11 protein-coding genes and 1 pseudogene are annotated in these 14326 nt (G+C 38.4%); 5 read left to right on the top strand and 7 right to left on the bottom strand.

Annotated features, from left to right (window positions below; translation table 11 throughout):
- The first annotated feature begins 99 nt into the window (after window positions 1-99).
- Window positions 100-975 carry a class D beta-lactamase gene (blaOXA, locus tag AC012T_RS06030; RefSeq protein WP_487066474.1) on the top strand — a complete coding sequence of 292 codons (876 nt, stop codon included), beginning with the start codon at window positions 100-102 and terminating at the stop codon, window positions 973-975.
- Between the two features lie 194 nt (window positions 976-1169).
- Here blaOXA and AC012T_RS06025 read toward each other — a convergent pair whose 3' ends face one another.
- The 4 genes from AC012T_RS06025 to patD all read right to left on the bottom strand — a co-directional run bounded on the left by AC012T_RS06025 (window position 1170) and on the right by patD (window position 6290).
- Complete coding sequence (locus tag AC012T_RS06025) at window positions 1170-1889, bottom strand: class I SAM-dependent methyltransferase (protein ID WP_487063988.1); 720 nt, start codon at window positions 1887-1889, stop codon at window positions 1170-1172.
- A 210-nt stretch (window positions 1890-2099) separates the two neighbouring features.
- Window positions 2100-3743, bottom strand: a complete 1644-nt coding sequence (locus tag AC012T_RS06020) for a dipeptide ABC transporter ATP-binding protein (protein WP_487063986.1) — start codon at window positions 3741-3743, stop codon at window positions 2100-2102.
- Between the two features lie 208 nt (window positions 3744-3951).
- Window positions 3952-5799 carry a sensor histidine kinase gene (locus AC012T_RS06015; RefSeq protein ID WP_487063984.1) on the bottom strand — a complete coding sequence of 616 codons (1848 nt, stop codon included), beginning with the start codon at window positions 5797-5799 and terminating at the stop codon, window positions 3952-3954.
- Window positions 5800-5939: 140 nt separating this feature from the next.
- A complete protein-coding gene (gene patD, locus AC012T_RS06010) occupies window positions 5940-6290 on the bottom strand; it encodes a heterocyst frequency control protein PatD (RefSeq protein ID WP_487063982.1) in 351 nt (116 codons plus the stop codon).
- A 298-nt stretch (window positions 6291-6588) separates the two neighbouring features.
- On the opposite strand from patD, the gene AC012T_RS06005 reads away from it, so the two are divergent.
- Window positions 6589-8865, top strand: coding sequence for a RelA/SpoT family protein (locus AC012T_RS06005; protein ID WP_487063980.1), 2277 nt, complete (start codon window positions 6589-6591; stop codon window positions 8863-8865).
- A gap of 164 nt (window positions 8866-9029) precedes the next feature.
- Window positions 9030-9749, top strand: a complete 720-nt coding sequence (locus AC012T_RS06000; RefSeq protein WP_487063978.1) for a class I SAM-dependent methyltransferase — start codon at window positions 9030-9032, stop codon at window positions 9747-9749.
- Window positions 9750-9751: 2 nt separating this feature from the next.
- Here AC012T_RS06000 and AC012T_RS05995 read toward each other — a convergent pair whose 3' ends face one another.
- Window positions 9752-10684, bottom strand: a complete 933-nt coding sequence (locus tag AC012T_RS05995) for a cobalamin-binding protein (protein ID WP_487063976.1) — start codon at window positions 10682-10684, stop codon at window positions 9752-9754.
- Between the two features lie 515 nt (window positions 10685-11199).
- A pseudogene (locus AC012T_RS05990) lies at window positions 11200-12446 on the bottom strand (ISL3 family transposase).
- Between the two features lie 290 nt (window positions 12447-12736).
- Between AC012T_RS05990 and AC012T_RS05985 the strand changes: the two are divergent.
- Both AC012T_RS05985 and AC012T_RS05980 read left to right on the top strand, forming a co-directional pair.
- Window positions 12737-13090: a Rieske (2Fe-2S) protein gene (locus AC012T_RS05985; protein WP_487063974.1), complete on the top strand. Its 354-nt coding sequence runs from the start codon at window positions 12737-12739 to the stop codon at window positions 13088-13090.
- A 100-nt stretch (window positions 13091-13190) separates the two neighbouring features.
- Complete coding sequence (locus AC012T_RS05980; protein WP_487066472.1) at window positions 13191-13871, top strand: class I SAM-dependent methyltransferase; 681 nt, start codon at window positions 13191-13193, stop codon at window positions 13869-13871.
- A gap of 12 nt (window positions 13872-13883) precedes the next feature.
- Here AC012T_RS05980 and AC012T_RS05975 read toward each other — a convergent pair whose 3' ends face one another.
- Window positions 13884-14048 (bottom strand): hypothetical protein, encoded by a 165-nt coding sequence (locus AC012T_RS05975; protein ID WP_487063972.1) that lies wholly within the window; start codon window positions 14046-14048, stop codon window positions 13884-13886.
- Between the last annotated feature and the right edge of the window lie 278 nt (window positions 14049-14326).

Raw genomic sequence — 14326 nt, 5'->3', positions numbered from 1 at the left:
GGCAAAATTCTTAGTAAAATATTTACAAATAATACACTGTCACCGGAAAATTTATGCGGTTTTTTGTTGATTGTATTTTATCTAAATGGAGAAAAAATTTTGTTGCGTATTTGGCGATCGTCTCTGGTGCTGCGCTACGTGCAATCGCTCAGTTTTGTTTTCACACTCATAGTTATTATTAGCTTAGGATCAATATATGTCCAGGCTCAACCCTCTTCTAACTCATCTACACACTCAGCAAAAGTGAGTGTTAAAGTCCCAGATTTGGGACGGCATTTCCAAAAATTTGGGGTTGAAGGATCGATATTAATTCATGACTCAAAAAACAACCTCACCTATGAACACAATCCTCAGCGCAATGCCACGGCAATGACTCCAGCTTCAACTTTCAAGATTTTCAACGCCTTGACGGCTTTAGAAACAGGTGTGATTGCTGATGATGTGGCTGTCCTGACTTGGGATGGAATTCATCGGGATTTTGAGGGTTGGAATCAGGATACGAATTTACGTCAAGCCTTCAAAAATTCCACTGTCTGGTTTTATCAAGTTCTAGCACGTAGAATTGGATATGAAAGAATGCAGCAATGGATTGATAAAGTCGGTTATGGCAACCGTCAAATTGGTACTGCCGCAGACATTGATCGTTTCTGGCTGCAAAGTCCATTGAAAATTACACCCAAAGCGCAAATTGATTTTTTGCAACGGTTGTATGAAGGTAATTTACCTTTTACAAAACGGACAGTGGATGTTGTTAAAGATATTATGGTGCGGGAACAGACTCCAGATTACACGCTACGCGCTAAAACAGGGTGGTCAATTACTAATAAACCACAAATAGGCTGGTTTGTTGGCTATTTGGAACAAAACAAAAATGTCTACTTTTTTGCTACAAATCTTGTCATCAATAAACCAGATGATCTACCTGCTAGAATTGAGATTACACGCAGCAGCTTGAAGGATCTAGGGTTGCTATAATTAGGGCTAGGAGTCAGGAGTCAGGAGTCAGGAGTCAGAAAGAAGAATTAGAAGGAGATTAGAATATTATCAAATCTGGGTAAATGAACGGTTTTTGATGCTTTTATTGCTTATTTCTTGCAATTTTTCCAACTTTTTTTTAGCCTGAAACTTTTGATATATCTAGGTTTTTAGTTTATTCACTAAATTTTATCTCAAAACCGTACTTTATATAACTCGAATAATTCTCCTAATTGGCGTTTAGCTACTTTACCACCCGCTGCTTTAATGGTTTTTTCCCATTCAGTCCCAGATTCTAGAAACACTTCAGCACCTAAATAAGTTTCTAAAACTGCCCAATCTTCTGCTAAAGGTTGTTCTGAATTAAGAATATCAAATACAAAATGTCCATCTGGTTTCAATACTCGTTTGACTTCTAGTAAAACGGCTTGCCAATATTCTAAGGGAAAATAACAACTAAATCCTGTAGCTATGACTAAATCAAACTGATCTGAAGCGTAATTTAGATGATGTGATGCGCCTAATTCCACACCTTTAAAAAGTTTGGAGTTCAATTGTGAACCACGGGAATTGAGCGTATCTCTAGCTATATTACTAATTTCTTGCCCATAAAAAAATGCTTGCCAATCTCGCCAAGGATAGATTAAAAAGCTGACACCGCAACCAATATCTAAGCAGTGTTGATTTTTTTGAGGTTGAGCGATTTCCCAAAAAGGTGATACTATTCTATCCCCTAATAAGCCAGTATTCCATTCTCGAAATATTGGCATTGCTTGTACTTCTTCTGGTACTTCAAAGGGTTGATTTTGATATTGTCGGTTGAAGCGATATGCTATTTGTGCTATTCTTTCTTGCCATTTATCTGATGGATTAGTATTGGTTGCGTAAGGTTTTGAAGATGAATTTTTAGACATTAATTACTTTGGTGATTGGTAATTGGTAATTGGTAATTGGTAATTGGTGATTGGTAATTGGTAATTTTATCCTGACTCCTGACTCCTGACTCCTGACTCCGAACTCCGAACTCCGAACTCCTGACTCCTGACTCCTGACTCCTGACTCCTGACTCCTGACTCCTGACTCCTGACTCCTGACTCCGAACTCCGAACTCCTAACTCCTAATATTAAGCTTTCGCTAATAGGGGTGCAGCTGCTAGGAGAGTTTTGGTGTAGGGGTGTTGGGGATTAGAGAAAATTTCTTTGGTGATGCCTAGTTCAACTATTTTACCGCTATTCATGACGGCGATGCGATCGCACAAAAACCGCGCTAACCACAAATCATGGGTGATGAATAGGTAAGTTAGCTCAAATTCGGCTTTTAGTTGCAACATCAAATCTAGGACTTGTGTCTGTACACTAGCATCTAACATACTTACGGGTTCATCGCATATGACTAGTTTAGGACGAGTAATTAAGGCGCGTGCGATCGCAACTCGTTGTTGTTGTCCCCCAGATAAATCACTAGGATAACGCTGATAATAAATTTCTGCTGGTGATAATCCTACTTTATCTAACATCCACAAAACCTGTTCTTTTGCTGCTCCAGTATTAGCTAAATTGTGAATTAATAAAGGATCAGCAATACTTTGTCCTACTGTCATGGCTGGATTTAAACAAGCATGAGGATCTTGAAACATCATTTGTATTTCTCGCCGGGAAGAGCGAATTTCTTGGCGTGACAAATTAGTTAATTCCCTGCCTAAAAATTCAACTTTCCCAGATGTAGGGCGAATTAATTGTAAAATGGTTCTAGAAAGTGTACTTTTACCACAACCCGACTCACCAACTAATCCTAATATTTCCCCTGGATATAATTCTAAATTAATCCCATCTACAGCTTTAATTGTTTGACCTTCTCCTTTAAATAGGCGTTCAATAAAGTTAGGTTCAATGGTATAATGTTGTTTGAGTTCTGTAACTTTTAAAATCGGGGATAATATAGGTTTTTCCTGGTTTTCTGATTCTGCTTCCTGTTCTGCCTGAATGTGTAAAGCTGCTTTGAGGAGAGATTGGGTATATTCGTGTTGGGGTTGTTTAAATACGGTTTCTGTTTTCCCCATTTCTACCATTTTACCTTGATACATAACACCGATGCGATCGCAATATTCACCCACCATTGCTAAATCATGGGAAATCAGCAATAACCCCATATTCTCTTCACCACACAATCGGGTTAATTCTTGTAAAATTTGGGCAGAAACGGTAACATCTAAGCTAGTTGTAGGTTCATCAGCCACAATTAGTTTAGGATTGAGAAGGAGAGCAAGTGCGATCGCTACCCGTTGACGCATTCCACCGCTAAACTCATGGGGATACTGACTCCAGCGACTAGCAGGAATCTTCACCTTTTCTAAAGTTGCCAGTGCTTTTTCCTTGGCTTGCTGTTTTGATAACTCTGGTGAATGAGCCAAAAGCGTTTCAATACAATGATTACCAATGGTCATCAGTGGATCAAGTCGCGTCATTGGATCTTGAAAAATCAGTGCTACAGCTTCTCCGCGAAACTTTCGCATCTGGTTTGGTGTTAAATCTAATACTGATTGTCCCTGAAAATTTACTTTGCCCTCAATACAACTAGAAGAAGGTAGCAAACGCATAACAGCCTTGCCAATTGTGGATTTACCACAACCAGACTCTCCCACCAAACCCATTCTTTCACCGGGTTGGAGGATAAAAGAGACATCATCAATCGCCCAACTTGCTTCTTCCCCACTACGTTGCGGATAAGCTACACGCAGATTTTCAATACTAAATAAGACTTCATTCATAAATTAATTATTAGCCGACGTTGTCAGCTTTTATTAAATCGTAAATTTAAGATAGTTTATCAGATTTGGTAAAAGTGCAAAATATAGTGTATTGCCATATGCCCATACTGACCTACTTTTTTGACTATAGCAATCCTAAATAATTCATAAACACCTTCTATTTCCTAATTTCTATAGTATGAGTTGGTTTTTAACTCAAATAGGACTGCTATGTATGTTTAATCGGCAGATAAATGATAAATTCTGTTCCTTTTCCACGTTGAGAAATACAATTTAGTTTACCACGATGTTTTTCCGTAATAATTTGATAGCTGATAGACATTCCTAAACCTGTGCCTTTGCCAACATTTTTAGTTGTAAAGAATGGATTAAAAATCTTGTTTTGTACCTCTTCACAAATACCAGTTCCATTATCAGCAATGGTAATTTGCGCGAATCGTGAATCCACCAACGAAGTGTGGATAGTAATTCGGCTAGGATTTGCTTGCATTTGCTCATAAGTTCGTGTCGCATCGACTTCATCTAGAGCATCAATCGCGTTAGAAAGAATATTCATAAATACCTGATTAAGTTGTCCAGGATAGCACTGAATCAGAGGCAAATCACTATATTGTTTGATCACTTGAATTGCTGGACGGTCATGTTTTTCTTTCAGAGAATGTTGTAAGATTAATAATGTGCTATCAATGCCCTCATGAATGTCTACTGCTTTGAAATCTGCTTCATCTATCCGTGAAAAGTTGCGAAGAGATAAGACAATGTTGCGAATGCGTTCAGCACCCATGTTCAAAGAAGCAAGTATTTTCGGTAAATCTTCCTGGATAAACTCTAGATCAATTTCTTTAGCCTTAGTTTCAATTTCAGGAATTGGGTCAGGATAGTGCTGCTGGTAAAGTTGTACAAATTCCAGCATACTTTTAGCATATTCATCAACATGAGTGAGATTACCAAAGATAAAATTAACTGGATTATTGATTTCGTGTGCAATACCTGCAACCATTTGGCCCAAAGCGGACATTTTTGCACTTTGCACCATTTGAACTTGAGTGTGTTGTAGTTCCTCTAGAATCTGTTGTAGGTCAGTATTTTTTTCCCTAAGTTCCTGGGTTCTTTCTTGAACATTTTGTTCTAGAGTTTCTTTATCAGCTACAAGTGTAGCATTAGCGATCTGTTGCTGCTGTAATAGTTCCTTCACCGAATTAATGAGTTGATTAAAAGAGTTAGCTAAAACACCTATTTCATCATGACACTCAATAGTAGCTTGTAAATCGAAATTAGATTCTTCAGTGGATCTGCGGGCGATATTGGTCAGAGATTGGATAGGTTTAGCGATCGCACGACTGGTAACAATTGCCAATATAATCGAGATAGCCATAGATATTCCGATGCTGGTAATTACGATTACCTGAGCAATATTATTTGAATGCGCTAACATCTTTTCTGCTTGATGAGATATCTCGTATGATTTCTGAATTATTTCTACCAGATCATCTGATATACCATCATATTTGAGTGCTAAATCGCCATTTGTAAATTGTAGTAGTATTGTTTGGGCTTGATCAAACTCTGTGGGTGACTCCAGATTTAACAAGCTAATTTGCCGCATTCGGTTATCTAGTTCTCTCAAGTAAAGTTCTGGAACACCAGCATAAGTTTTCAAGAATTCCGGCACTTCTGGTGAATTTAAATTCTCATCTGACTGAGGCTCATTTTCTATAAACTTCTTGAGTTCATCCCACGATTTCTGAATTTCCTTTTGATGATGAAGTATATGAGCATATTCTTTCTGAGACTGTTTCGGGTTTGACAACAAAGGGATCAATTGTTGTTGATGGGTACGTACTTGAAGAATATCAGCTTGCAAACGATGAAGCAATTCAACTTCGTTACGAGTGTGTTTTTCTTGTAGAAAAGCTTCTTTGTAGTAATAACTACCGATACTAAAGCCAGTAATTGTTCCGAAAACAGCAATACTCAGAACCAAGGCATATCCTAAACTAATGCGCTGACCTATTCCTAAAGATAGCAATCGGTATCTGAAGCTGAATTTCGACATACAATTTTCTGGTTTTGGAACAAATGACTGTTAAGTCTAGAGTTCCCATTCTGTCTATAAATCTAACAGTTAGTAGTTTTATGGACAAATATCCTCAAGCTACTTTTACTCGTGAATTCTGCTATGACTCGCGCCATGATTTAATCTTCTGGTGCTTCTTGTTGCAGTATGGCATGGCAATATTGAATTAAAGTTGTAATGCGATCGCAGATAGTTTTCATTCTCGCCTGTGCTGTTGATGACTGCCTAGCCCCTTGGAAAAACATCACATCTATTTCCAAAAGACGCAGTTGCTTACTCATCTCCGTCTGATAAGACTGTTCCTGCCAGTCTACATCAGACAAAGGCACAATTTGCTCAACAAACCATTGCCGCAGAACCGTCAGACGCTGCCTCAGTGCAGGGGCATCTAGTTGGGTTTTTGTAACATCAGAGGATAATTGCTCTAGGAATGTTGCGAATTCCTGATATTTCTTAAAATTCAGAGACATCCAGTGCTAGTTAAGATAGTATTAATGTCAAGAAAATTTTCTTCTACAATAAACTTTTTTAAGGACTTAATCAAATCAACAGCCTCACTTCATACTTTGAGGCTTTGTTTGCCATTAATCAATGTTTACCTTTATGCGTTTAAACACCCACAATGGATGATGATCATAGGCAATTAGCGCATCATCCTCACATTGGGTTTCCCACCCGTCTGTATGATAACAGCATCTTCGTTATGGCGATGCTGTCATTTTCGTCTATATCTCACTTATCCACCAAAAATCTAATAATTTCTCTTGTATGAGCAGCTTACTTCTTGATTCCTCAGTAGATGTCAGTCTTCCGGAATGGCTTAAGAAATGTTTACGAGAAACATCCGTCAAAAGCAGCACACCAGAAAATGACCGAACGCATAGCGAGATTGATTTGATTTGTAGAGCTTTTAGATTTGCCTATCAACTGCATCAAGGACAATACCGCAAATCTGGAGAAGCATATATTGCCCATCCGGTTGCTGTAGCTGGCTTACTGCGAGATTTGGGAGGCAGTCCTGCTATGATAGCAGCTGGATTTCTTCATGATGTAGTTGAAGATACGGAAGTTACAATTGAACAAATAGAAGAACTTTTTGGAGCCGAAGTCCGTCTGCTAGTGGAAGGTGTCACCAAGCTTTCTAAAATCAATTTCACTAGCAAAACTGAAAGCCAAGCAGAAAACTTCCGACGAATGTTTTTGGCTATGGCGCAAGATATTCGGGTAATTGTGGTGAAGTTGGCAGACCGTTTGCATAATATGCGAACCTTGCAATATATGTCAGAAGCAAGCCGTCGTCGCAGCGCCCAGGAAACGCGAGATATATTTGCACCTTTAGCCAATCGCTTGGGAATTTGGCGGATTAAATGGGAATTGGAGGATTTGGCGTTTAAGTATTTGGAACCTGACGCTTTCCGCGAAATTCAGCAGCACGTTTCTGAAAAACGGACGGCACGAGAAGAAAAATTGCTCAAAACTACGAACGTCTTGCGGGAACGTTTGCAGCAAGCGGGAATTCAGTGTTTGGATATTAGTGGCCGCCCCAAACATCTTTATAGCATTTATCAAAAAATGCACCGGCAACAAAAAGAATTTCATGAAATTTACGATTTGGCTGCACTGCGAATAATTGTGCAAACCAATGAGGAATGTTATCGCGCTTTGGCTGTTGTTCATGATGCTTTTCGCCCCATTCCGGGAAGATTTAAAGATTACATCGGCTTGCCAAAACCCAACCGTTACCAGTCGTTGCATACTGGGGTAATTGGTTTAACTGGCCGCCCCTTAGAGGTACAAATTCGGACTGTGGATATGCATCATATTGCCGAATATGGGATTGCAGCACATTGGAAGTATAAAGAAACAGGCAGTTCTACTAATAATCAAGTAACGAATTCAGATGAAAAGTTTACTTGGTTGCGGCAACTATTAGAATGGCAAAGTGATTTAAAAGATGCTCAAGAATACTTAGATAGTGTTAAAGACAATTTATTTGAAGATGATGTTTATGTCTTCACCCCTAAGGGGGATGTCGTACCTCTAAGTCCTGGTTCTACGAGTATAGATTTTGCTTATCGAATTCATACAGAGGTGGGCAACCATTGTGCAGGTACGCGGGTGAATGGGCGCATGGTGCCATTATCAACGCGACTACATAATGGGGATATTGTAGATGTGATTACGCAAAAAAATAGCCATCCGAGTTTGGATTGGTTAAATTTTGTCAGGACTTCGGCAGCGAAATATAGAATTAAACAATGGTACAAGCGATCGCGCCGGGAAGAAAATGTCGCACGGGGCAGAGATTTATTAGAAAAGGAATTGGGTAAAACTGGTTTTGATAACTTGTTGAAATCTGACGCAATGCAAACTGTGTCTGAAAAGTGTAATTATCATAGTGTTGAGGATTTATTAGCCGGTTTAGGTTACGGTGAAATTACTTTGAATCTGGTGCTAAATCGCTGGCGAGAAGTGGTGAAAGCAGATCAACCTGTGGCTGATGTGATCCCATTTTTACCCAAAGAGTCATCATCAAAAACCGCACGAGAAACACAACCAACTACATCCCGTGCTAGTGATTCACCAATTCTTGGGGTTGAAGGGTTGGTTTATCATGTAGCTGGGTGTTGTACGCCAATTCCAGGTGAAGGGATTATTGGTGTGGTGACAAGAGGTCGGGGTATATCTATCCATCGCCAAGGCTGTCATAATGTGGAAAGTGTCGAATGTGAACGCCTAGTACCCGTGAGATGGAACTCAGCGGTAGAAAATAGCGGTCGTCCTCACACATACCCAATTGATATTCAAATTGAGACTCTTGACCGAGTGGGAATATTAAAGGATATTTTATCGCGGTTGAGTGATCAAGGCATAAATGTCCGTCATGCTAACGTGAAAACAGCTTTGGGACAACCAGCATTGATAGATTTGGGTATTGATATCCGCGATCGCAATCAATTAGAACACTTATTTGTACAAATTAAAAAAATGAGTGATATTCTTAACATCCGTCGTGTTGGTCAAGTGGAAGAGTCACAGGGGTAATTGTTTGCGAGTGCGTTAAACAGTCAAATTTTTTAACGCACCCATTGTAACTGGTTCAATGAATCTATGAAGTAGCAACAAAGCTAGAATTCTGCGGAACAGCATCACCAATAAAAGTAGATTCCACAGCCAGGAAGACATTAATCAATTTAATAACTACTAATATGACACAAATATTTCCCGGTGAAGTATTCGCCGAAACCAAAGATTTTGATCTGGGTATCCGCCAACTATTACCCCGCTATGATGAAATGTTAGAGGTAATTATCCGTTGCTTACCTGCTACAACTCATCGGATTTTAGAATTAGGTTGTGGAACTGGGGAACTTAGTTTAAAAATCCTCAACCACTTTCCAAATGCTGAAGTTATCTCCCTCGACTATTCACCACGCATGATAAAATTTGCTCATGCTAAAGTTGTTGCTGCCGGATATGAAAACCGATGGACTGGAATCGAAGCAGACTTTGGCGAATGGGCAAATTATCCAGAAAAATTAGGGATAGGGACAGATTTTGATGCTTGTGTTTCATCTTTGGCTATTCACCATCTTACAGATGAAATGAAACTCAGGTTAACTCAACAAATTGCTATTAATCTCATTCCTCAAGGCTGTTTTTGGAATGCTGATCCTACTCTGCCAGAAACACCAGCCTTAGCAGAAATATACCAAACAGCAAGAGTAGAATGGGCAAATCAACAAGGAATAAATTTACCAGAAATTCGTAGTAAGGTAGGGAAATCTGATACTCAAGGTTATTCTAGTCAAGACCAATTAGCTACCCTTGACACTAATCTACAAATGCTAAAAAAGGCTGGTTTTGCTACTGTAGCTGTACCTTGGAAATATTACGGACTTGCTGTATTTGGTGGTTGGATCGGTTGATTTTAGTTTTTTAAAGGTTCCCAACCAATACCTTTATAACCATATTCAAATATCTCTGGGTGCAATATCTCTGCTAAAATTTCCACAGAATCTACCAGGCGGGGGCCAGGACGATTAAAGTAAGAATTACCGTCAGTAATGAAAACTCTACCAGCTTTAGCCGCGTGTAGTTCTTCCCACTCTGGGCGTTGGGTTAACAATTTGGCTTGTTGCTGAGTCTGTTGTAAATCAAAGCCGCAGGGCATAAAAATGATGACATCGGGATTACTAGCTACCAATGTTTCCCAGTGCAAGCGAGCAGCAGGTTTACCCATATTGCTACACACAGTTTGTCCTCCTGCTAAATTGATTAATTCGGGAATCCAATTAGCAGCAATCATCAAAGGATTAGTCCACTCAATACAAGCAACTGTGGGCATTTCTGTGACAAAAAGGCCTTGGACTTTACGATTACAAATTTTGACTCGTGCTTCTAGGTTATCCAGTATATTTACTGAATCTATGCCAAAGGTTTGACCAACTCGCTCAATATCACCCCACACATCCTCTAGAGTGTTAGGTTGCAAGGATATAATTTGGGGTGAACTGTGGGTAAGTTCAGTAACTGCTTTTTCCACTTCTGGCAAACTGATAGCACAGACATCACACTGGTTTTGAGTAATAATGTGGGTCGGTTGCAGTTTCTCTAAAACATCCAATTTGATTTTGTAGATACTCAGCGCAGATTGCAATATATGGTTGATGCCGTTGTGAATGGCATTGCTGGAATCATCGCCATTTACGCGTGATTCTGTACAAACAGGAAGATGGGCTATTTCCGGGGGGTAGTCACATTCGTGCGATCGCCCTACAATAGCTTCAGATAAACCCAAAGTAGCGACAATTTCTGTCGCACTAGGAATTAAAGATACAATTCTTATATCATTACCGCTCATGATGTAACCTCCTATAAACATAGGAGTTTAGGATTTAATAATGGAAATTATTTTTAAGTTTTCTTAGCAGCTATTTCTATATTTATTATTACATCATTTGATAATATGGGGATCTTTCTTTAGGGGAATATACACGCTGATACCTTCAAAAATTATTACTTAGAAAATCCTCACAGGAGTGAGTAAATAATTTGACTATTAATTTGAATACAGAGAACAGAAGAGGTAAATATTATGTATGAGGTAATTCTATATCCGTTTAAGTCAAAATTATTGCTTGCCAAATGCCCACCCTACTCATTTACTGCATCAAATTTTGATCATGATTTCATGATAACAACCAATTTTCTAATTTAATAGGACTTACGCAAGATTGAACTCAAAACCTGATTCTTGCGTAGGGGTAATTCATGAATTACCCCTACTTCCGTTCTGTTTTGCGTAAGTCCTGTTTAAGTTCTTCAATTCTTAATAAATCAGAATCATTAGGGCTCTTCAGTAGTTGCTATGCTAAACTAATAATATAGATGCCAATTAAGTAAACATCTAACTCGGAAATTGTCAAAGTTTCTAAACCCATAACTAGAACGTTTGATCAGCTTAAGTTTGTTATTAATTCCTTCTACAGTACCACTAGTTGTTCGGTTATCAAAGTAAGCAATAATTTCATCAAACCAACGAATAATAGTATTGTTACTATTTGGGAAATATTTTTTAGCTTTTGATAGCCACATACCCAGTTTAAAGACTCCCGTATACCAATCACGAGTATTATTAAAAATCGTTCTAATTTTCTCTTTCAGTTCATGCATTACTTTCAATACAGGGGATACATTTTGAACTTGAATAAGTTTGTGTAATTGCTCCTCATTTAAATTCTCTTCATTCTTAAGTAAGGGATATTTACTATTTTTCAGACCTGATAATATTTGTTCATATTTAGATTTTTCTTCTGCTGAATTTGCTTTTTTAATTAACTCTTCTACGCTGCGTTTTTCTTTTTTTCTTTGTGTATCTAGTTCTTTATTTATCTGTGCCATTACATGAAATCTATCTGCTACTACCTGGGCATTTGGCATTAATTCTATGACTAAATTTTTATAGCCTTGCCACAAATCTATACTGACTTCTTCTATTTGTTCTAAAACCTCAAATCCCCATTCCATAAGAGTTTTCTTGATTATTTCTTGCGTACGTCCATTTAATATAGTAATTAGTTGAGATGTATCTAAATCTATTAAGACTGCACAGTAATTACCTTTGCCTTTAATCAGAGCTATTTCATCAAGTCCAAGTCTTTTTAAGTTCAGAGGTTTTAAATTGGGTAATGTTTCGGATGCATCTTTTAGCATCCGTTCTATTTCTTCCGTTGTCACTATACCTTTTGACGCTACACTATGAATATCATTCTCTAAAACTTCTTGTATTGTCTTATGTGCCAGTCGCTTTGTAAAAGTCCTTTTTTTCTGACAAAATCTAGGTCTTCGCTAAACGGTTTTTTACATACAGCACATTTGGACTGTCGTCTATTAATTTCTAAAAATACTGGCTTTTCTCCAAAAGGTAAGTCTTTAATAATGTGGTGATGGTTTTGATGTAATTTATGGCTTTTTGTGCCACAGTTGGGGCAAGTACCATATGACTTTTTTGATTCGGTTTGTAAAATCATTCCAATCCCACTATGAAGACGATGTGATATGACTTTTACATCATCTAAATCAAGAAGCTCTGTGAGAATTTTAATATCTCTTTTGCCAGTCATAACTCTAACTTTATCTAAAAATACGGTTAATTGTATTTATACTTAACAATATATATTGTTCATATGTCAATACCTGTAAGACTTTTAGTCAGTTTTTAATATGTTTTTTAATAGTATTTTATGCCTACTGCTAATAATTTGGCATAATAGGTAATGAAGAGCCAATATTTATAGCGTTTCTTTTTAAGATAGCCTAGGGATTGTCACCAGTGGTTAGACTGACTATAAGCGATCGCACTGGACACAATTGCGGGAAACTGGAAACAGGTCTGTAAAGAAAGGAGAACTGTATGGCCTGGACTAAAATTTTAGCGGCTAATGCCTTAGCACCTGGTGCTAGAGAAGTTGTGAAAGTAGGTAACAAAAATATTCTGGTGTTGAACCACGAAAATAACCTCTACGCTGTGGAAAATAACTGCCCGCATTTAAAATTACCCTTGAAATCTGGGAAAATTAAAGATGGAGCGATCGTTTGCTCTTTCCACCGTAGTGCTTTTGACTTGAGTAGCGGTGAAGTGAAAACTTGGTGTCCTTGGCCCCCCGGAGTGGGTAAGTTACTGTCAATGGTTTCCGAAGCCAAAACCCTGCCAGTTTTTCCTGTCCGTGTGGAAGATGGCAATATTTTGGTTGATGTTCCAGAGTAATAATAGTAGCTAGTTTTGGAGAGCGATCGCTTGAAAGTAAAAATTCTGGAGAGCGATCGCATTGATTTAGTCTATATTTTAGCAATCAACCCCGATGAATATGAGCGAACAACAACCAGAAACCATACAGCAGAAGATTAAACAATTAGCCAACCAAGCGATCGCACAATCAAACCCCTCATCCTGGTTTGAAGTTCTATATGCAGAATCTCAAGGTGATGCAACTCAAGTACCTTGGGCAAACTTAACTCCCCATCCCTATTTACAAGATTGGCTTCATACTCATCCTCTCACCCGTGACAAACATTCAGCACTGGTAATTGGTTGTGGCTTGGGAGATGATGCTGAAGCTTTAGCTAAACATGAATTTCAAGTTACAGCCTTTGATATCTCTCCCACCGCAGTTACCTGGTGTCAACAGAGATTTCCTAATTCTGCCGTTACTTATATGGTTGCAGATTTGTTCGCAATTCCTCTCCAATGGCAGCAGGCTTTTGACTTAGTATTTGAATGTCGAAATATTCAAGCATTGCCATTGAATATACGTTCCTTAGTAATTGAATCAGTTGCTTCTATGGTTGCAGTCGGGGGAACCTTATTAATAATTACAGGATTTCGAGAAACAGAAGCCGAACCAGATGGCCCACCTTGGTTTGTGTCTGAGTCCGAACTTACTCAATTTACAGCATTGGGATTAACAGAGATTTCTCGCTTTCCGTTCTTAGAATCGAACAAACAACGCCTAAGAATTGAATATCGGCGGGAATTGTCTACCAAATAAATCTACAAAATGTTACATACAGTATATTGCAGGTAAACGAAGTACAAAATTTAACTCAAAACCAAGTATCAACTGACTTCTGACTCCTGACTTCTGACTCCTGACTCCTAAATTCTGCTCAATATTTTTTGTAGTTATTTTTAGGCGATAATAAAAATAGAAAGTCGATTCAAGCATTACTCACTTTTATTAAATTAGCTCCAAACTCAAATAGCTTAGTTAGCAAGTGGTAAATGGAGGTGAAATAAGATGACACATGATTTTATCATCCCTGATACTACTACACACCTGCTCATTAAAATCGGCGTGGTAATTTTAGCCCTTTTACTGTGGTTTGTAGTGACAGCCGCACCAGTTATTTAGTGATTAGACCTCTGGGAACAAAGAAAGTAGAGGCGTTACATGGAACGTCTCTACAATGTTTATAGCCAAGTTTAGAGCAAAATGAGCGATCG

It is taken from the genome of Anabaena sp. EIM26, from assembly GCF_057568715.1.
This window is presented reverse-complemented; position numbering and strand designations above follow the sequence as displayed.

Bases quoted from the DNA above. Each gene is read 5' to 3' on its own strand.
- AC012T_RS05975 (WP_487063972.1), bottom strand. From the start codon at position 14,048: ATGCTTGAATCGACTTTCTATTTTTATTATCGCCTAAAAATAACTACA.
- AC012T_RS06020 (WP_487063986.1), bottom strand. From the start codon at position 3,743: ATGAATGAAGTCTTATTTAGTATTGAAAATCTGCGTGTAGCTTATCCG.
- patD (WP_487063982.1), bottom strand. From the start codon at position 6,290: ATGTCTCTGAATTTTAAGAAATATCAGGAATTCGCAACATTCCTAGAG.
- AC012T_RS06005 (WP_487063980.1), top strand. From the start codon at position 6,589: ATGAGCAGCTTACTTCTTGATTCCTCAGTAGATGTCAGTCTTCCGGAA.
- AC012T_RS06025 (WP_487063988.1), bottom strand. From the start codon at position 1,889: ATGTCTAAAAATTCATCTTCAAAACCTTACGCAACCAATACTAATCCA.
- AC012T_RS05980 (WP_487066472.1), top strand. From the start codon at position 13,191: ATGAGCGAACAACAACCAGAAACCATACAGCAGAAGATTAAACAATTA.
- AC012T_RS06000 (WP_487063978.1), top strand. From the start codon at position 9,030: ATGACACAAATATTTCCCGGTGAAGTATTCGCCGAAACCAAAGATTTT.
- AC012T_RS05995 (WP_487063976.1), bottom strand. From the start codon at position 10,684: ATGAGCGGTAATGATATAAGAATTGTATCTTTAATTCCTAGTGCGACA.
- AC012T_RS06015 (WP_487063984.1), bottom strand. From the start codon at position 5,799: ATGTCGAAATTCAGCTTCAGATACCGATTGCTATCTTTAGGAATAGGT.
- AC012T_RS05985 (WP_487063974.1), top strand. From the start codon at position 12,737: ATGGCCTGGACTAAAATTTTAGCGGCTAATGCCTTAGCACCTGGTGCT.